This window comes from Rhodococcus sp. 06-235-1A (assembly GCF_002258785.1).
In the GTDB taxonomy this organism is placed as follows: Bacteria; Actinomycetota; Actinomycetes; order Mycobacteriales; family Mycobacteriaceae; genus Rhodococcoides.
In genome coordinates this window covers 531,105-549,238 of sequence record NZ_NOYI01000012.1, presented here as the reverse complement: position 1 = coordinate 549,238, position 18,134 = coordinate 531,105, and the positions used below count along the sequence as shown (strand labels likewise).

Annotated in this window: 14 protein-coding genes; 5 read left to right on the top strand and 9 right to left on the bottom strand. The window is 64.5% G+C overall.

The features are described 5' to 3' along the window. Positions 1-460: 460 nt before the first annotated feature. The 3 genes from CH275_RS13050 (at position 461) to purU (ending at position 5,621) form a co-directional block, all read left to right on the top strand. Positions 461-2,104 carry a BCCT family transporter gene (locus CH275_RS13050; RefSeq protein WP_373453703.1) on the top strand — a complete coding sequence of 548 codons (1,644 nt, stop codon included), beginning with the start codon at positions 461-463 and terminating at the stop codon, positions 2,102-2,104. Positions 2,105-2,281: 177 nt separating this feature from the next. After that, on the top strand, positions 2,282-4,747 hold the full coding sequence (locus CH275_RS13045; RefSeq protein ID WP_094678625.1) for a GcvT family protein: 2,466 nt from the start codon (positions 2,282-2,284) through the stop codon (positions 4,745-4,747). 25 nt (positions 4,748-4,772) lie between these two features. Beyond that, a complete protein-coding gene (gene purU / locus CH275_RS13040; RefSeq protein WP_094678623.1) occupies positions 4,773-5,621 on the top strand; it encodes a formyltetrahydrofolate deformylase in 849 nt (282 codons plus the stop codon). Positions 5,622-5,779: 158 nt separating this feature from the next. Here the strand turns inward: purU and CH275_RS13035 are convergent, their stop codons facing one another. From CH275_RS13035 to glyA, 8 genes are read right to left on the bottom strand one after another with little or no spacing between them, the layout of a single operon-like run. Next, on the bottom strand, positions 5,780-7,162 hold the full coding sequence (locus tag CH275_RS13035; protein WP_094678621.1) for an L-serine ammonia-lyase: 1,383 nt from the start codon (positions 7,160-7,162) through the stop codon (positions 5,780-5,782). Beyond that, entirely contained in the window at positions 7,159-7,569 is a 411-nt protein-coding gene (locus CH275_RS13030) for a glycine cleavage system protein H (protein ID WP_094678619.1), read from the bottom strand. Before CH275_RS13030 ends, CH275_RS13035 begins: the two co-directional genes overlap by 4 nt. Beyond that, on the bottom strand, positions 7,566-8,483 hold the full coding sequence (folP, locus tag CH275_RS13025) for a dihydropteroate synthase (protein ID WP_256990999.1): 918 nt from the start codon (positions 8,481-8,483) through the stop codon (positions 7,566-7,568). Before folP ends, CH275_RS13030 begins: the two co-directional genes overlap by 4 nt. Before the next feature lie 39 nt (positions 8,484-8,522). Then, a complete protein-coding gene (locus tag CH275_RS13020) occupies positions 8,523-9,098 on the bottom strand; it encodes a sarcosine oxidase subunit gamma (RefSeq protein WP_094678617.1) in 576 nt (191 codons plus the stop codon). Continuing rightward, positions 9,091-11,934, bottom strand: a complete 2,844-nt coding sequence (locus CH275_RS13015) for a 2Fe-2S iron-sulfur cluster-binding protein (protein WP_094678615.1) — start codon at positions 11,932-11,934, stop codon at positions 9,091-9,093. Before CH275_RS13015 ends, CH275_RS13020 begins: the two co-directional genes overlap by 8 nt. After that, positions 11,931-12,209, bottom strand: coding sequence for a sarcosine oxidase subunit delta (locus tag CH275_RS13010; protein ID WP_094651562.1), 279 nt, complete (start codon positions 12,207-12,209; stop codon positions 11,931-11,933). Before CH275_RS13010 ends, CH275_RS13015 begins: the two co-directional genes overlap by 4 nt. A gap of 51 nt (positions 12,210-12,260) precedes the next feature. Then, positions 12,261-13,499, bottom strand: coding sequence for a sarcosine oxidase subunit beta family protein (locus tag CH275_RS13005; RefSeq protein WP_032367894.1), 1,239 nt, complete (start codon positions 13,497-13,499; stop codon positions 12,261-12,263). Continuing rightward, positions 13,496-14,776, bottom strand: coding sequence for a serine hydroxymethyltransferase (gene glyA, locus CH275_RS13000; protein ID WP_094678613.1), 1,281 nt, complete (start codon positions 14,774-14,776; stop codon positions 13,496-13,498). The genes CH275_RS13005 and glyA overlap by 4 nt, the downstream gene beginning before the upstream one ends. A gap of 166 nt (positions 14,777-14,942) precedes the next feature. Here glyA and CH275_RS12995 point away from each other — a divergent pair, with 166 nt between their 5' ends. Then, positions 14,943-15,614, top strand: coding sequence for a GntR family transcriptional regulator (locus tag CH275_RS12995; protein WP_094678611.1), 672 nt, complete (start codon positions 14,943-14,945; stop codon positions 15,612-15,614). Here the strand turns inward: CH275_RS12995 and CH275_RS12990 are convergent. Then, positions 15,598-16,533 (bottom strand): LysR family transcriptional regulator, encoded by a 936-nt coding sequence (locus CH275_RS12990; RefSeq protein ID WP_094678609.1) that lies wholly within the window; start codon positions 16,531-16,533, stop codon positions 15,598-15,600. The genes CH275_RS12995 and CH275_RS12990 overlap by 17 nt on opposite strands. 136 nt (positions 16,534-16,669) lie before the next feature. Between CH275_RS12990 and CH275_RS12985 the strand changes: the two genes are divergently transcribed. Then, positions 16,670-18,049, top strand: a complete 1,380-nt coding sequence (locus CH275_RS12985; protein ID WP_094678607.1) for an SLC13 family permease — start codon at positions 16,670-16,672, stop codon at positions 18,047-18,049. The last annotated feature ends 85 nt before the right edge of the window (positions 18,050-18,134 follow it).

The window sequence follows — 18,134 nt, the reverse complement described above, 5'->3', positions numbered from 1 at the left end:
ATCACCTCGTTCGGGCCGGGATCGGGGATGGTGATCGTCTCGATGGAGACGGGTGCGCCCTTGCTCTTGGCGACGACGGCACGGACCTGCTGCGGCATGGTGATGCTCCTGAGATCGGTTGAGCAGCGGCAGTCGACGCAGCTGCGGTTATTGGAATCGAGTTAATATATCAGTTACCGGACAGTATCCAATGTTAAATGCGAGTATCGAATTCGGCTCGACTTCCGTGCCATAGCTTGAGGGCACGCTGGTCAATGCTCATGCTCTGCGGGAAACTACCGCGCTGACTGCATGGAAGCGCCTTGCCATCTCTTGACATAGGCCTCGGGTCGGCTCAGTCTTGTTCGAGTTCAAGCAAATCGAAGTTGCGCAGAGAGCAACGCGTCGCGTATCTATCCGGCCACCCACGCTGCGTGCACGGGCGACACACCTATTCGGCGAGAGCCGGAGGGAGAACGATGTGACAACGAACAGCAAACCCCGGGGCGACAAGACTCGGGTCGCGTCACCCGAGAAACATGCCCCTCATCATTACGGCCCCCTCGAGGTCTATCACCACGGAGAGGAGGGCAAGCCGCGCACCGACAAGGTGGTGTTCGGGGTCACCGCCGCCATCGTGATCGCAATCCTGGCGTGGGGCATCCTCGGCACCGAGAACATGAAATCCGTCAACGCGTCCGTACTCGACTGGGTGGTGACGAACGTCGGATGGCTGTTCATCTTCTCGGCCACCGGGTTCGTGATCTTCGCGATCTGGCTCGCGCTCAGTCGGTACGGAAAGATTCCGCTCGGCAAAGACGGCGAGAAGCCCGAATTCAACACCGTCAGCTGGATCGCGATGATGTTCAGCGCCGGCATGGGAATCGGCTTGATCTTCTGGGGAGTGGCCGAGCCGCTCACCCACTTCGTCACCCCGCCGCCCGGAATCACCGATTCGACTGTGGGAACGGCGCTTTCGACGGCCATTTTCCACTGGGGACTGCACCCGTGGTCGATGTACGCCGTGGTCGGTCTGTCCATCGCCTACGGCACGTACCGGATGGATCGCAAGCAGCTCATCAGCTCCTCGTTCATTCCGTTGATCGGTCGTCACGCCGAGGGCCCCATCGGCAAGGTCATCGATATCCTGGCGATCTTCGCCACGATGTTCGGCACCGCGGCATCCCTCGGCCTCGGTGCACTCCAGATCGGTTCGGGTATCGAGGTTCTCGGCTGGGTCAACCAAGCGGGGACTCTTCTGCTCGTCGCTGTCGTCGCCATCCTGACCCTCGCCTTCGTGGCCTCGGCAGTCTCGGGAATCTCCAAGGGAATTCAGTGGCTGTCGAATATCAACATGGTGCTGGCACTGCTGCTCGCGGTGTTCGTGTTCGTCCTCGGACCCACGGTGTTGATCCTGAACCTGTTGCCCACCACCCTCGGTGACTACGCCGCGCACATCGCCGGCATGTCTGCGCGTTCGGCGGCATCCGGCGGTCCCGAGACCGAGTCCTGGCTCTCGTCCTGGACGATCTTCTACTGGGCATGGTGGATCTCGTGGACCCCCTTCGTCGGTATGTTCCTCGCTCGCATCAGCCGTGGACGCACCATCCGCCAGTTCGTCATCGGCGTCATTCTGATCCCGACGTCGGTGAGCTTGGTCTGGTTCTCGATCTTCGGTGGTGCCGCAATCGGCGAGCAGCAGAAGGGAACAGAAGACCTGGTGGCCCTCGGTAAGCCGGAATCGCAGCTGTTCGCGGTTCTCGACCACTTCCCGTTGGCCGGTATTTCGTCGGTACTGGTGATGGTGTTGGTCGGCATCTTCTTCGTCAGTGGTGCCGACGCCGCCTCGATCGTGATGGGCACCCTGTCGCAACGCGGCACTCTGGATCCGTCCCGTGGGGTCGTCGCCTTCTGGGGCGTCGTCACCGGCGGCATCGCGATCCTGATGCTGTGGACGGGAGGATCGGACGCCCTCAACGGGTTGCAGACGATGACCATCATCGTGGCCGCACCGTTCGTGCTGGTGATGATCGGTACGTGTGTCTCGCTGTACAAGGACGTCACGAACGACCCGTTCATCGTCAAGAGCCCCAAGGCTCCGGCGAAAGTCAAGTCCGACAAGTGAAGTGAGCCGATGGTGCGGGACGCGTACACGCGCGTCCCGCACCACCGGTATTTCGGGGGTTGACCTCGTCCACCCCTGCCCATACTCTTGATATATCAATCTATGGTTAGTTGTCGTGCAGGCCGTCCATTGCTTCGGCCGAGCTCCATCTCTCCACCCCGATACGGAAGGACCACCATGGGTTCACCGAGAGTTGTCATCATCGGCGCCGGCATAGTCGGTACCAACGTGGCCCACGAGCTCACCGCACGCGGTTGGGATCGCATCACCGTGCTCGATCAGGGGCCGCTCCCTCTCACGGGTGGATCCACCTCGCACGCACCGGGTCTGGTGTTCCAGACCAATGCGTCCAAGACGATGACCGAACTCGCCCGGTACACGGTCGAGAAGTTCATGGGCCTTGAAGTGGACGGGCAATGGTGTTTCAACCAGCTCGGCGGTCTCGAGGTGGCAACCACCGAGGAGCGATTGGCCGACCTGCACCGCAAGCAGGGTTGGGCCACGTCCTGGGGAATCGAAGGGTCGATCGTCGACCCGTCCGAGTGCGCCAAACTGCACCCGCTGCTGGATCGTTCGCGTGTTCTCGGCGGTCTGTACGTCGAGACGGACGGTCTCGCCAAAGCGTCCCGCGCCGTCGTGGCACTCACTCGACGCGCAGAATCGCGCGGTGCCGTATTTCGCGGTTCCACCAAGGTCATCGGTATCGAACAGACGGGTGGCCGAGTCACCGGTGTGGCGACCGACAACGGCGTGATCGAAGCCGACATCGTGGTCTCCTGCGCCGGCTTCTGGGGCCCCGATGTGGGCGAACTGGTCGGCATGAAGGTGCCGCTGCTGCCGCTGGCGCACCAGTACGCCAAGACCGACCAGATCCCGGAACTGGTGGGACGCAACACCGAAGCGGCCGAGGCGGGCATGCCCATCCTTCGTCACCAGGATCAGGACCTGTACTTCCGCGAACACGTCGATCGTCTCGGAATCGGCAGCTACGCCCACCGTCCGATGCCCGTCGACACCAAGACCCTGCCCGGCGGAGACGGTGTGTCCGACGAGGCCATGCCGTCCATGCTCGACTTCACGCAGGAGGATTTCGCCCCGTCGTGGGAGCAGTCCAAACTGCTGTTGCCGTGCCTGGAGACCGCCAAAATCGACCACGGCTTCAACGGAGTCTTCTCGTTCACACCGGACGGCGGACCGCTGCTCGGCGAGTCACCTGACGTCAAGGGCTTCTGGATCGCCGAGGCCGTATGGGTCACGCACTCGGCCGGAGTCGGCCGGGCCATCGCGCAGTTGCTGGTCGACGGACGCTCCGAGGTGGAATTGCACGGGTGTGACGTCAACCGCTTCGAGGACTTCCAACTCGATCCCGCGTACGTCAGCGAGACGTCGCAGCAGAACTTCGTCGAGATCTACGACGTCCTGCATCCCTCGCAGCCGCGGTTGTCCCCGCGTGATGTTCGGGTCAGCCCCTTCAATGCGCGGCAGCACCAACTCGGTGCCGTGTTCCTCGAAGGCGGCGGGTGGGAGCGTCCACACTGGTACGAGGCCAATGCCGATCTGGTGCAGCAGCTTCCGGCCGAGTGGCAGCCGCCGAAGCGCGACGAGTGGGCATCGATGTTCCATTCGCCCATCGCCGCAGCCGAGGCCTGGAAGACCCGTACCTCCGTCGCCATGTACGACATGACGCCGCTCAAGCGGCTGCGCGTGCGTGGCCCCGGTGCGCTGGCCCTGCTCGAAGGACTGACGTCCGGCAAGATGGACAAGACCGTCGGGGCCGTCACCTACACCCTCGCTCTCGACGAGAAGGGCGGCGTGCGAAGCGATCTCACCGTTGCGCGGCTGTCGGCCGACGAATTCCAGGTCGGCGCCAACGGCAATCTCGACTACGACTACCTGCGTCGCGAAGCGCCGAGCGACGGCAGCGTCACCGTCGACGACATCACCGGCTCCACCTGCTGCATCGGTCTGTGGGGTCCGCACGCCCGCGACGTGGTCGAGAAGCTGACCCAGGACGACTTCTCCAACGAGAACTTCAAGTACTTCCGCTGCAAGCAGGTTCGAATCGGGGGAGTGCCCGTCACCGCGATGCGGCTGTCGTACGTGGGCGAGCTTGGATGGGAGCTGTACACCACCGCCGACTACGGCCAGCGGCTGTGGGACATGTTGTGGCAGGCCGGTTCCGAGTTCGGCATCATCGCCGGCGGCCGCGCTGCGTTCAATAGTCTGCGCATGGAGAAGGGCTACCGGTCGTGGGGGTCGGACATGACCACCGAACACAACCCCTACGAGGCCGGCCTCGGCTTCGCGGTACGTCCGCAGAAGGGCGAATTCCGCGGTCGCGACGCCGTCCTGGAGATGTCCGACGACACCGTCTCGAAGAAGCTGGTCTGCCTGAAGATCGACGACGGCACGTCGGTGGTACTCGGCCACGAGCCCGTCCTGGTGGACGGCGAACCAGCCGGTTACGTCACCAGTGCCTCGTTCGGGCATACCGTCGGCGCGCCGATCGCCTACGCCTGGGTGCCGGCACACAGTTCGGAACCCGGTGCAGCAGTACAGATTCGATACTTCGATCGGCTCGTGTCCGCCACCGTCGTGGCCGAGCCCCTCGTCGACCCCGAGATGGCCAAGATCCGCAGCTGACGACCCACCAGTACCAGGAGATTCGATGACCGAGAACTTCACCCTCACGCTCAGCTGCGGACAGCGGCCGGGCATCGTCCGGGCCGTCAGTGCGTTCCTCTTCGACAACGACTGCGACATCGCCGAACACCAACAGTTCGACGACTCGACGGACGGCTCGTTCTTCCTTCGCACGTCGTTCGTGGCCAGCGGCACCACCGACATCGAGAAGCTGACCGAGAGCTTTCGGGAGGTGGCCGATCGATTCGCGATGATGTACGCCTTCAACGGGTGCAGTCAGCCGCGCGTGCTCGTCATGGTCTCCAAAATGGGGCATTGCCTCAACGACCTCATCTTCCGCTGGCGCTCGCAGAACCTCGGCGGAGAACTGGTGGCCGTGGTGTCCAACCACGAGGTGCTGCGGCCGATGGCCGAGGCTGCCGGGCTGCCGTTCGTCCACGTTCCCGTCACCCCGGGTACCAAGGCCGAGGCCGAGCAGCGTCTGCTGGACCTCGTCGCCGAGTACGAGGTGGACCTGGTGGTGCTGGCCCGGTACATGCAGGTGCTCTCCGACGAGACGTGTCGAGCGTTGCACGGCAAGGCAATCAACATCCACCACTCCTTCCTGCCCGGCTTCAAGGGCGCGAAGCCTTATCACCAGGCCTTCGACCGGGGTGTCAAGCAGGTCGGTGCGACGGCGCACTACGTCACCCCCGATCTCGACGAGGGCCCGATCATCGAGCAGCAGGTCATTCGTATCGACCACACGCACGACCCGTCTCGTCTGGCCACCGTCGGGCAGGATGCCGAGGCCCTCGCACTCTCACGCGCGGTCCGCTGGCATTGCGAGAATCGCGTCCTGCTGCACGGACACCGGACGGTCATCTTCAGCTGAGCCGACATGTGACGAGGGGCCCGTACCGATTCGGTACGGGCCCCTCGTTGTTGCGGTGGAGAAAAAGAGAACCTCACACCCTTTCTGTGCAGTGCGCGCCGGTTCCCTCTGCAGAGAATCGGCGCGCACCCTCGAAAGGGGTGTGAGGTCCCCGGGGTCTAGCACTCCACGAAGTTGACCGGCACGTTGATCGCGAGGCCACCGCTGGAGGTCTCCTTGTATTTCGAGTGCATGTCGGCCCCGGTGGAGCGCATCGTCTCGATCACCTGATCCAGGCTGACGCGATGAGTGCCGTTACCACGCAATGCCATTCGAGCCGCGTTGATCGCCTTACCCGCCGAGATGGCGTTGCGCTCGATACACGGAATCTGGACCAGTCCGCCGATGGGGTCGCACGTGAGACCGAGGCTGTGTTCCATCGCGATCTCGGCGGCGTTCTCCACCTGTTCGGGTGTGCCGCCCAGTACCTCGGCCAGACCGGCTGCGGCCATCGATGCTGCCGAACCCACCTCGCCCTGGCAGCCCACTTCGGCACCGGAGATCGACGCCATCTCCTTGTAGAGCGATCCGATCGCGCCTGCGGTGAGCAGAAAGCGCACCGTGCTGCCGTCTGGATCGGCAACGCCTGCGGCGGTGTAGCGAGTGGCGTAGTGCAGCACGGCGGGGATGATGCCGGCCGCGCCGTTGGTGGGGGCTGTCACGATTCGCCCGCCCGACGCGTTCTCCTCGTTGACTGCGAGCGCGACGAGATTGACCCAGTCCTCGGCGAATTCGCTCGAGCGGTTCGGATCCTCGGCGTCGAGTCGGAGGAACCAGTCCCTCGCTCGACGTCGCACTTCGAGCGCGCCCGGGAGATAGCCGTCGCGGGAGATGCCGCGAACCTCGCACTCGACCATGACGTCACGGATGTGCAGCAGTCCATCCCGTATCTCGTCGAGCGTGCGGCGTTCGAGTTCGACCTCGGTCATGACGTCACTGATACTGCAGCGTCGTCGTTCACAGAGCTGGAGCAATTCCTTGGCCGACGCGAATCCGTTCGCGGAGGATAGTGGCGCAACGGCTTCGACGCTTTCGGCCTCGGTCACCACGAAGCCGCCACCGACCGAGAAGTAGGTCTCGGTGTGCAGTTCGGTCGAATTCGATGCGCGAGCAGTCAGTTTCATTCCGTTGGGGTGGAACGGCAAGACCGTCAGCGGACGCAGCACGATGTCATCCACCGCGAGATCGATCTCGCGGGCACCGCCGAACAGAATGCGCCCGGTGGCCGCCATCGACGCTTGCCGCTGTTCCATTACCTCGGTGGAAATGGTCTCGGGCAGAAGCCCTTCCAATCCGAGCAGCACTGCGGTCATGGTGCCGTGTCCCGCTCCGGTCGCGGCCAGCGAACCGTACAGGTCCACTGCCACCTCACGAACGTCTTCGAAGGCGGACATGGTGCGTAGATCGTCGACGAACCGAGCGGCCGCACGCATCGGACCGACCGTGTGCGAACTCGAGGGTCCGACTCCGACGGAGAAGAGGTCGAACACGCTGATCGTCATGAGTCCACCCGAACTGCGTCGGTCGGCTCGCGCGTGGTGAGATCGTCGAACGACGAGGCGGCGGGGGTCAGGACGGCGAACAGCCACCCGGCACCGAGCGGGTCTGCGGCCACGATCGACGGGTCCTCGCGCACAGCGGGATTGACGATGGTGACCATGCCGCTCGCCGGGGCGAACACCGTGACCGACCCAGCCGACGTGCGGATGCAGCCACACGCCTCACCTGCGGTGAGCACCGTACGTACCGTCGGCAGGTCGACACCGTGAATCTCGGACGAGTCGTCGAGCGCCGCAGGTGTCACTCCCACTCGGCTCGGAGTCTGAGCAGGTGAGCCGAACGGGTCGACGGCCATCCAGCCGTGCTCGGTGCTGAAGAGTCGGCGGGCAGAGGAAAGGGCTGCGGTCATGAGGTGGCCTCGGCATTCATCATGGGTTGATCGAAGGACGACTGAGGTACGTCGAGTGAGCGCAGTGCCCGCATCACGGCCAGTGCGTCGATGGTCGCGGCGACGTCGTGAACCCGGAGGAGTGACGCACCGTTCTGGGCCGCGATGATCGCGGCGGCGAGCGATCCGGCGAGACGGCCGTCGACCTCTCTGCCGGTGATGGCGCCGATCATTCCCTTTCGGGACATACCCGCCATGATCGGCCGTCCGGCCGAGGTGAGAGCTCGAAGTCGCTGGAGCAGTTGCAGATTGTGCTCGAGGGTCTTGCCGAATCCGAACCCTGGATCGACCAGAATGCGGTACGCCGGGATCCCGGCCCGAATGCATTCGGCGGCCCGGTCTTCGAGAAACTCGCACACCTCCGCGGTGACGTCGACGTAGCGAGGGGAATGCTGCATCGTCGACGGCTCGCCCTGCATATGCGTCAGGCACACGGCGGCACCCAGTTCGGCTGCCGCGGCGAGCGCACCGGGAAGGCGAAGGGCGCGAACGTCGTTGATGACGCTCGCCCCGGCGCGCACCGCTTCCCGCATTACCTCGGGTCGTGAGGTATCGACCGACAGCGGTATCGACGTACGCCTGGCCAATGCGTCGATCACCGGGACGACACGGGCGATCTCCTCCCGCGCGGTGGGTGGGGTGGCCCCGGGCCGAGTGGACTCACCGCCGACGTCGAGCAACTCGGCTCCGTCGTCGACCATCGACAGTGCATGTGCCACAGCACGATCCGTGTCCAGAAATCGGCCGCCATCGGAGAACGAATCCGGGGTCACGTTGACGATCCCGCAGACGACGGGATGTGAGGTCGTCAACCGGGTCAGCAGCCGGTCGCGGGCATCGGCTGCCCGTGTTGCTGTGGAGACGGTCGTGAGCACTGCGATCTCCTCTTCTCTCGCGCAAGTCCAACGGGACGATCAGACGTCGGTGTATTCCTCGGCCGCGTCGGTCAACCAGGCTGCGAGGTACCGTGCGAACGACGAGCGCACGAGGATGCGATAGTCCGTGCCTGTGTCGTCGCACGCGATGAGGATCATGCCGGCCATCGCCAGCATCGTCTGTACCGTCGACCCGGCCGGAAATATGCCGGGATGCAGATCGATCGAGCATCCCTTCGCAAGGACCTCCCGGGCACGAGAACCGCTCAGCCGCAGACTGGTTCGCTGAGCGGAGACGTCGGTTGCCGCGCCACGGTGCGCGCGAACGGCCGATCCGAGTCGGTGTTCGAGTTCGACCGGATCGACGCCGTGTCCGATCACCAACCACTCCTCGGGCCCGAGCCAGATGGCGGTGGTGTTCGTCCCCTCGGCCACGCGGCCGGGACCGGGGAGTTCGGTGCCGAGCTCGGCCGAGGCGGCGGCGCCGCCCGGTCCGTTCGGATCGACCCACAGGTCGATCCCGGCGAGGAACGGTTCCTCCACGATGCGGACAGCAGGCGAGTCCGGCAGGACTGTCTCTGCGAGTGGGCTTCTGGTGGCGAGTCGGTCAGCCATCACGGCGGTTACCTTCCGGGTCGACGAGTACGGAGCCGGTGACTTCCACGGCGATCAGGGTGTCACCCACCGGGACGTGCAGGATGTCGCCGAGTCGGTCACGTCCGGCTTCGAGCAGAGCCAACCCGAACGGCCGGCCCAATTCTGCGCTGGCGTAACTGGACGTGACGTGGCCGAGCATCGGTACCGGAAGCTCGGGTAGCACGCCGCTGTCGGAGTGCTCGATGATCTGCGAACCCTCCGGGAGGACGGTCTCCCGATCGACGGGCAGCAGCCCGACGAACTGCTTGCGCAACGGATTTTGATTCTCGGCTCGGTCGAACGAGCGCTTCCCGATGAAGTCGAGCTTCTTCTTCGACACCGCCCAGCTCATGCCGAGGTCCTGCGGGGTGACGGTGCCGTCGGTGTCCTGGCCGACGATCGGGTAGCCCTTCTCGGCCCGCAGCACGTGCATGGTCTCGGTGCCGTACGGGGTGATGCCGTACTTCTCGCCCGCGTCGATCAGCCGCGACCACAGTGCGTGGGCGTGCCAGGAATCGATGTTCACCTCGAAGGCCAGTTCACCGGAGAAGCTGATGCGCGCCACGCGTACCGGTACCCCGTCGATCGAGGCATCTCGCCAGGCCATGAACGGGTACGCCTCGTTGGAGACGTCGAGTTCGGGGAAGATCTCGCCGACGAGGTCGCGAGAGCGCGGTCCGACCACGGGGAACGTGGCCCACTGCTCGGTCACCGACGTCAGCCGAACGGCGAGGTGCGGCCACTCGGTCTGCAGCCACTCCTCCATCCAGTCGAGCATTCCCGCTGCGCCGCCGGTGGTGGTGAACACCTGGAATCGGTCGTCGGCGAGACGCATCACGGTGCCGTCGTCGATCACCATGCCGTCTGCACCGCACATCACGCCGTACCGAACCATGCCGACCTTCAATGTGCTCATCATGTTCGTGTAGAACATGTCCAGCACCACCCCCGCATCGGGACCCTGTACGTCGATCTTGCCGAGGGTCGAACCGTCGAGCATGCCGACGCTCGAACGCACGGCCGCACACTCACGGAGCACGGCGTCGTGCATCTCCTCGCCGGGAAGTGGGTAGTAGCGGGGTCGCTTCCACTGTCCGACGTCCTCGAAGACCGCGCCGCGCTCGACGTGCCAATCATGCACGGCGGTAATACGTTCCGGATCGAACGCCATGCCGCGATTGCGTCCGGCCAACGCCGCGAACGCCACCGGGGTGTACGGGGGCCGGAATGTGGTGGTACCCAGGTTCTCGACCGGCTTGTCGAGCAGTTCCGCCACGATGCCCGAGGACACCACACCGGAGGTCTTGCCCTGATCGTGCGCGGTACCGATCGTGGTGTAGCGCTTGATGTGTTCCATCGACGACATGCCCGCGCCGACGGCGCGGACCAGATCGGCCACCGTCGCGTCGCGCTGCACGTCGACGAACTGGCTGTCGGCACCTGCGTCGTCGCGCACCCGCCACAGCACCAGCGACTCGCTGCTGGGCACGGAATCGACCACAGGTAACGGGGTTTCGGGAGCATCGAAGCCGAGACGGGTCAGCGCACCTGCCGCGGCCGAGCCGCCGTCGCGTAGGCATCCGGCCAGATCGAAGACGCCCGAGGCCGAGCCGGCGACACTGATGCCCTCGACGTCGTCTGCGGGCACGAATGCGCCGAGTTCGCCGTCGTAGCGAAGCTTTCCGCGGGCTTGGCTGAACAGGTGCACCGCGGGGTTCCAACCGCCGCTGACGAGCAGTACATCGCACGCCACGGTGTCGGTGGCACCGTCGGCCCCGGTCACCAGTGCATGAGTGACGCGGGTGTCGCCGCGGGTGCCGGACACCACGCTCCCTGTGCGTACCTCGATGCCGCGTTCGCGGCACAGGCCGAGCCAGTGTTCCGGTGCCTCGGAGCGGGCATCGACGATGCGCGCGATGCGGACCCCTGCGTCGTGCAGATCGACGGCTGCTTTGTATGCACTGTCGTTGGTGGTGAAGACGACGGCCTCGGTGCCGACCGTGACGCCGTAGCGATGCAGGAACGTACGTGCGCTGTGCGCCAGCATGATTCCGGGACGGTCGTTGTCGGTGAAGACGACAGGCCGCTCGTGGGCGCCGGTGGCCACCAGGATGTGGCGCGATCGAATGCGCCAGACCCGTTGACGGCTCAGCGCTGCAGGCGCATCCAGTCCCAGGTGATCGGTGCGGCGTTCGAGCGCGAGGACGAAGCCGTCGTCGTAGGAACCGAACGCGGTGGTGCGGCGCAGCAACGTGACGTCGGGGAAGGTCGACAACTCGGCCACCGCGTCGGCTACCCAGTCCAGTGCGGGCCGTCCGTCGATGACGTCGTCGGAGCCGAGCAGGGAACCGCCGAACTCGCTCTGATCGTCGACGACGATCACCCGAGCGCCGCTGCGGGCAGCTGTCAGAGCGGCCGTCAGACCGGCCGGACCGGCCCCGACGACCAACAGATCGGCGTGGGCGTGCATGGCGTCGTACTTGGCGGAGTCGGAGATCTCGGCGAGACGCCCCTGTCCGGGAATGCCCCGGGCGACCAGGCCGTCGTACAGCTCGATCGTCGTGGCGAGCAGCATGGGCTCGGGAAACGGCTCCTCGATCTGTACGAGTCCGCCGGTGTCCTCGGCCCATGCGGCGGTGAATCCACGGGGCCTGCCGAGCTTGATGCTGGTGGTCACCTGATGAATGCCGTTGGCGAGCAACGCAGATGCCAATGTGTCGCCGGGATGTCCTTGCAGAGCCGAGCCGCCGAACGTGAAGTCGAAGGTGCTCGTGCGGTCGATGCGGCCGCCGGATGCGGTGCGGAATGCGGTCATGGGTTCACCGGCTTCGGGTCGTCGAGGCGATAGACACTGTGGATTCGGTAGGTGGCGGTGTCCCGTACGGCGTTGAACCAACGCCGACAGCCTGCGCTGTGGCTCCACCGTTCTGCGAAGAGCCCCTTGGGGTTGTCGCGGAAGAACACGAAGTGCGCCCACTGTTCGTCGGTGAGGGCCGTGGGATCCTCGGGGTAGGCGATGTGCGCCTGACCGCCGTAGTGGAACTCGGTTTCTTCTCGACTCCCGCACCACGGGCATTCGATCAATTGCATTGCCACTCCAAGATTTCTCGTTCGGGTGCTGCGTGTGTCGGGGCAGAGAAACTAGTGAGCCACGCCTGCGGCACCGTGCTCGTCCACCAGCGCGCCGGTGACGAACCGGTCCAGACTGAACGGCGCGATGTACTCGTGCACCTCGTCGTTGGCGATGGTGTCGGCCAGGCACCAGCCGGCACCGGGGGTAGCCTTGAATCCGCCTGTACCCCAACCGCAATTGAGGAACACGTTGTCGAACGGCGTGCGTCCGACGATGGGGGAGGCGTCGGGGCAGACGTCGACGATGCCGGCCCACGTGCGCAGCAGGTGTGCGCGAGCGAAGACGGGGAACAACTCGACCGCAGCTGCCATCTGCCGTTCGATGATGTGGAACGCACCGCGCTGGCCGTATCCGTTGTAGGAGTCGACGCCCGCGCCCATCACCAATTCACCCTTGTGCGCCTGAGAGACGTACACGTGCACGGCATTCGACATGACCACCGTGGGGTGGACGGGTTCGAGCAGCTCCGAGACCAGAGCCTGGAGCGGATGGCTCTGCAGCGGAGTCTTGATGCCGAGCATGTCCGTCAGCGTCGAGGTGTGTCCGGCCGCGCACAGAGCGACCTGGCCGGTGGCGATGTCGCCGCGCGTGGTCTTGACCCCGGTGACGCGGTTGCCGTCGGTGGTGAAGCCGGTGACCTCGCAGTTCTGGATGATGTCGATGCCGGCTGCGTCGGCACGTCGGGCAAATCCCCAGGCGACGTAGTCGTGCTTGGCGATGCCGGCGCGCGGCTGATACGTCGCGCCGAGTACGGGGTAGCGAATGTCGCTGGAGATGTTGACGATCGGACACAGCTTCTTGACCTCGTCGGGGTCGACCCACTGAGCGTCGATGCCGTTGAGTCGGTTGGCCTCGACACGGCGCACGCTGTCACGGACGTCCTGCAGGCTGTGTGCGAGGTTGAGGACGCCGCGCTGGCTGAACAGGATGGGGTAGTCGAGGTCGTCGGCGAGTCCCTCCCACAGCTTCAGCGAGTGCTCGTAGATGCGAGCGCTCTCGTCCCACAGGTAGTTCGAGCGGATCAGGGTGGTGTTGCGGGCCATGTTTCCGCCGGCGAGCCATCCCTTCTCCAGCACAGCCACATTGGTGATGCCGTGGTTCTTGGCGAGGTAGTGCGCTGTGGCCAGGCCGTGGCCGCCGCCGCCGATGATCACCACGTCGTACGACTTCTTCGGCTCGGGGTTGCGCCACAGAAAGTCCGGGTGATCGGGCAGATGTGCGCCCGGTGGGGTTGCGGGGGCGGTCATCGGTAACCTTCCGTCAGGTCGGAGTAGAGGGGGAACTGCGCGGCAACGGATTCGACCCGGATGCGCAGTGCATCGAGCCCGCGGTCGTCGGTGTCGGGACGCAACGCGTTGGCGATGACGTCGGACACCTCGGCGAACGCCGTGGCGTCCAGGCCGCGTGTCGCGAGGGCGGGCGTGCCGATGCGGACGCCGGAGCTCACCATGGGCGGCCGCGGATCGAACGGAACTGCGTTGCGGTTCACGGTGATTCCAACGTGATGCAGTCTGTCCTCGGCCTGCTTGCCGTCCAGTTCGGACTTGCGTAGGTCCACGAGAACGAGGTGGACGTCGGTGCCGCCCGAGACAACGTCGATGCCTGCGGCCGCTGCGTCGTCGGTCAGCAGTCGATCGGCCAGGATCTTCGCACCTTCGAGGGTGCGCTGCTGCCGTTCCCGAAAGTCCTCTTCGGCAGCGAGTTTGAAGGACACTGCCTTGGCTGCGATGACGTGCTCGAGCGGTCCACCCTGTTGGCCGGGGAAGACCGACGAGTTGAACTTCTTCGCCAGAGCGGCATCGTTGGTGATGATCACACCACCGCGTGGGCCGCCGAGCGTCTTGTGTGTGGTCGAGGTGACCACGTGGGCGTGCGGTACGGGTGACGGGTGCAGGCCTGCGGCGACCAGGCCGGCGAAATGCGCCATGTCCACCATCAGGTATGCGCCGACGTCGTCTGCGATACGGCGGAATTCGGCGAAGTCGAGGTGACGCGGGTAGGCGGACCAACCGGCCATGATCAGCTTGGGACGGTGTTCGTGGGCGAGGCGCTCGACCTCTTCCATGTCGACGAGATGGTCGTGCTCACGGACATGGTAGGCCGAGACGTCGTACAGCTTGCCGGAGAAGTTCAGCTTCATGCCGTGCGTCAGGTGTCCGCCGTGGGCGAGTGCGAGACCGAGAATCGAATCGCCCGGCTGCAGAAGGGCTGCCATCGTAGCGGCATTGGCCTGGGCACCGGAGTGTGGCTGCACGTTGGCGAACGTGGACCCGAACAAGGCGTTGAGCCGGTCGATGGCGAGTTGTTCGATGACGTCGACGTTTTCGCAACCGCCGTAGTAGCGCCGGCCGGGGTAACCCTCGGCGTACTTGTTCGTCAGAACCGAACCTTGTGCCTGCATCACGGCCAGCGGAGCGAAGTTCTCGCTCGCGATCATCTCGAGCGTGTTCTGCTGACGACCGAGCTCGGCACTGATCGCGCGGTGCACCTCGGGATCGAGATCGGCGAGTACACGGTTCGTCACGCCTCTCGGGTGCGGTGCCGTCGCCGTCGGCGCGAAGTCCTGCGTCAAGATGGCCGCCCTTCTGGAAGATCAATGATCCGGAACTGATATATCAAGATGCCAATAGAGTAAGATCACAACGCAGAGCCGTCAAGGGCGGGGCATCGACCGGGAGTGAGCAGACAAGATGACAATCGGAATTTCACCGGTGATCGATGCAACGCAGGCCGCCGGTACCAATGCCGATCGAGCGTACGAAATAGTGCGTGAGCAGCTGATCATGCTGGAAATTCGTCCGGGTGAACCCATCAACGACGACCGCCTGGCCGAGCAATTGGGACTGGGTCGGACGCCGATTCGTGAGGGTCTCAAACGACTCGAGCGGGAGCGTCTCGTTGTTGCGTACCCCCGTCGTGGAACCTTCGCGACCGCCGTCGACATGACCGACCTGGCCAACATCTCGGAGATTCGTAAGCAGCTGGAGCCTGCGGCCTCGGCGCGTGCGGCGCGGACGGCCACCCGGGCAGCACGAGACCGGCTGGCGGAACTCGCAGCCTCCATCGCGAGCATCGACGACACCGACGATTCACGTGAGGTGCTGCGCAAAGATGTTGCAGTGCACCGGGAAATCTATCGGGCATCGGGAAACCCCCACCTGGAAGACATCCTGGTCAGCCTCGACGCACATGCCACCCGCATCTGGTGCCTGTTCCTCGACCGACTACCGAACGTAGCCGGCCATGTTCGTGAACACGTCGTGTTGCTGCAGGCCATCATCGACGGCGACGCCGACACCGCAGCGGAATTGACCCTCGAACACGTCACCGGGTTCGAGAACGCCATCAGGGAACTGTTGTAGTCGCAGCCGCAATACGCTCGGCTGCACCTCTCAGTGCGGTCGAGATCGCATACATCGCCGGGGTGTACTGACGCCGAGCGAGTGACGCGATGTAGATGACGCGGGTGGGCACCCGATCCGATTCCGGGAAGGCGACCGCGGTGACGTCGGGTCGGTGATGCACCACCGACAAACGAGGAACCATCGCGATGCCGACGCCTGCGGCCACCATGGCCTCGATCTCCTGGTAGTCGTGTGCCTCGTACACGACGTCGGGCTCGAATCCTGCTACGCGACAACTGCGATACAGAACTTCGGCAGCAGGGTGGTCGTTGCTGCGGATGATCCACCGCGCGCTTTCGAGATCGTGCAGCGATACGTCGTGCTGCAGTCGATCGTCGTCGATCGGCAGCAGCAGTACGGTCTGGTCTTCCATCAGTGGCTCGAGCGACAGCGATCGTTCTGCCTCCTCCGTCCAGGCGTAGCTCCACAGCAGGGCCAAGTCGATTTCGCTCGAATGCAGCATGTCGAGCAACTGTGGGCGCACCGCCGATCGAACCCGAACGTCGACATCCGGCCACCGCGAGTGATAGTCCTTCAACGCGTCGGAGAGCAGCGACGCACTGACCGTGGGAAACGAGCCGAGCCGGACGGAACCGCGTTCGAGGCCCCGGATGGCTTCGAGGTCGCCGCTCGCCGCCCGCATCTCCCGTCGGAACAGGCGTGCACGGCTGGTGAGGATTTCACCGGCTTCGGTGAGCTGTACACCGCGCGGCAGTCGGGTCAGCACCGGCTGTTTGATGCTGTGTTCGAGTTTGCTGATGCGTTGGGACGCTGCGGAGGGGGTCATATTCGCCCGCTCGGCACCTGCGGTCAGTGAGCCGGCCTCGGCGATGTCGAGCAGAAGGAACAAGGTCACGACGTCGAACGTGTGGTTCATGCGGATATCTTTCAGCTCAGCTAAACGACAAGGTAGCAAAACGATATTGTCCTAAAAGCCATGCGTCAATAATGTGACAGGGACAACGTTCGAGTGCGGATGTAACCGAGCACTTACCACCACCTGAAAGACGCCCATGACTTCCATCGAGATCCTCCCGCTCATCGCATTGGTTGCGATGTTCGTGATCGCAACCTTCTTCCCGATCAACATCGGCATCCTCGGCTTCATCGGTGCCTTCGTGGTCGGGTACTTCGCACTGGGATTCGACGACAAGGAAATCTTGAACGAGTTCCCCAGCTCGATCGTGTTGACCATCGTCGGCGTCACCTACTTCTTCGGTATGGCCAAACGCAACGGCACCATCGATCTGCTGGTGAACAGTTGCATCCGAGCCGTACACGGCCGGGTGACCGTAGTTCCGTGGGTGTTCTTCTTCGTCGCCTCGGTCTTGACGGCGCTCGGCACCTTCAGCCCCGCAGCGGTCGCATTGATCGTGCCCGCAGCCATGGCGTTCGCAGCACGAACCGGCATGAGCCCGCTGGTCATGGGCATCATGGTGATCAACGGTGCCCACGCTGGCGCGTTCTCCCCGATTTCCGTATCCGGCGTTCTGGTTCGTGACATCGTCGAGAACAACGGCCTCGCGCTCAACCCGTGGACGCTGTTCTTCGCCAGCTACGGCATCAACCTGCTGCTCTCGGTGCTGACGGTCGTCGGCTACGCAGCACTGGCCCGCATGAAGGGCTTCGAATACACCGCGACAGGCTCCACCGACCCCGCGCCCGGCAGTGGCCCGGTGGGCGGATCACCGGTCAAGACGCCCGTCCCCACCGGCGGTGGCAGCACGGCAGGCGGCAGCACTGCGGTGCTCACTCGTCCGACGACAACCACGCTGGTCGACGCGCCGGCCCCGGTCACGTTCGTGCAGAAGCTCACGCTGTTCCTCATCGGCGCACTCCTGGTGCTCGTTCTCGTCCTGCACCTGCCGATCAGCTTCATCGCCATCGGAGCCGGAGCAGTCCTGGCGTTCACGGATCTGAAGAAGCAGAACGAAGCCATCGCAGACATCAGCTGGTCGACGGTTCTGCTGGTCGCGGGCATGGTCACCTACATCTCGATCCTGCAGGAAGTCGGCACCATCGATCATCTCGCCGAAATGGCGATCACCATCGGCGCTCCGATCATCGTGGCCATCGTGCTCTGCTACGTCATCGGCATCACCTCGGCGTTCGCGTCCTCCACTGCGCTGCTGGCCGCCGTCATCCCGCTGGCCATGCCGCTGCTGGGTACCGGTGCTCTGCCGGTCGTCGGTGTCGTCGCTGCTCTGGCCATCTCGGCCACCGTCGTCGACGTCTCGCCCTTCTCGACCAACGGTGCGCTCGTGCTCGCCAATGCGCAGAACATCGAGCGCCCGCGCTTCTACCGTCAGTTGCTGCTGAATGCAGGAATCGTCGTGGCCATCGCGCCTGCACTGTGCTGGTTGATCCTGGTCGTCGTCCCCGCCCTGTTCTGACCGGGCAGCCGCGTTAAGCGGTGCTGCACGACATGAACATATTTCGTAATTGTGCTTGAACATCCTCTGTCGCAGGGTGGAAGCA

Excerpts from the sequence above, each read along its gene's own strand:
- CH275_RS12990 (WP_094678609.1), bottom strand. The coding sequence starts at position 16,533 with ATGAACCACACGTTCGACGTCGTGACCTTGTTCCTTCTGCTCGACATC.
- CH275_RS13030 (WP_094678619.1), bottom strand. The coding sequence starts at position 7,569 with ATGACCGCAGCCCTTTCCTCTGCCCGCCGACTCTTCAGCACCGAGCAC.
- purU (WP_094678623.1), top strand. The coding sequence starts at position 4,773 with ATGACCGAGAACTTCACCCTCACGCTCAGCTGCGGACAGCGGCCGGGC.
- CH275_RS13045 (WP_094678625.1), top strand. The coding sequence starts at position 2,282 with ATGGGTTCACCGAGAGTTGTCATCATCGGCGCCGGCATAGTCGGTACC.
- CH275_RS12985 (WP_094678607.1), top strand. The coding sequence starts at position 16,670 with ATGACTTCCATCGAGATCCTCCCGCTCATCGCATTGGTTGCGATGTTC.
- CH275_RS13005 (WP_032367894.1), bottom strand. The coding sequence starts at position 13,499 with ATGACCGCCCCCGCAACCCCACCGGGCGCACATCTGCCCGATCACCCG.
- CH275_RS13020 (WP_094678617.1), bottom strand. The coding sequence starts at position 9,098 with ATGGCTGACCGACTCGCCACCAGAAGCCCACTCGCAGAGACAGTCCTG.
- CH275_RS12995 (WP_094678611.1), top strand. The coding sequence starts at position 14,943 with ATGACAATCGGAATTTCACCGGTGATCGATGCAACGCAGGCCGCCGGT.
- CH275_RS13015 (WP_094678615.1), bottom strand. The coding sequence starts at position 11,934 with ATGACCGCATTCCGCACCGCATCCGGCGGCCGCATCGACCGCACGAGC.
- CH275_RS13035 (WP_094678621.1), bottom strand. The coding sequence starts at position 7,162 with ATGACGATCAGCGTGTTCGACCTCTTCTCCGTCGGAGTCGGACCCTCG.
- CH275_RS13010 (WP_094651562.1), bottom strand. The coding sequence starts at position 12,209 with ATGCAATTGATCGAATGCCCGTGGTGCGGGAGTCGAGAAGAAACCGAG.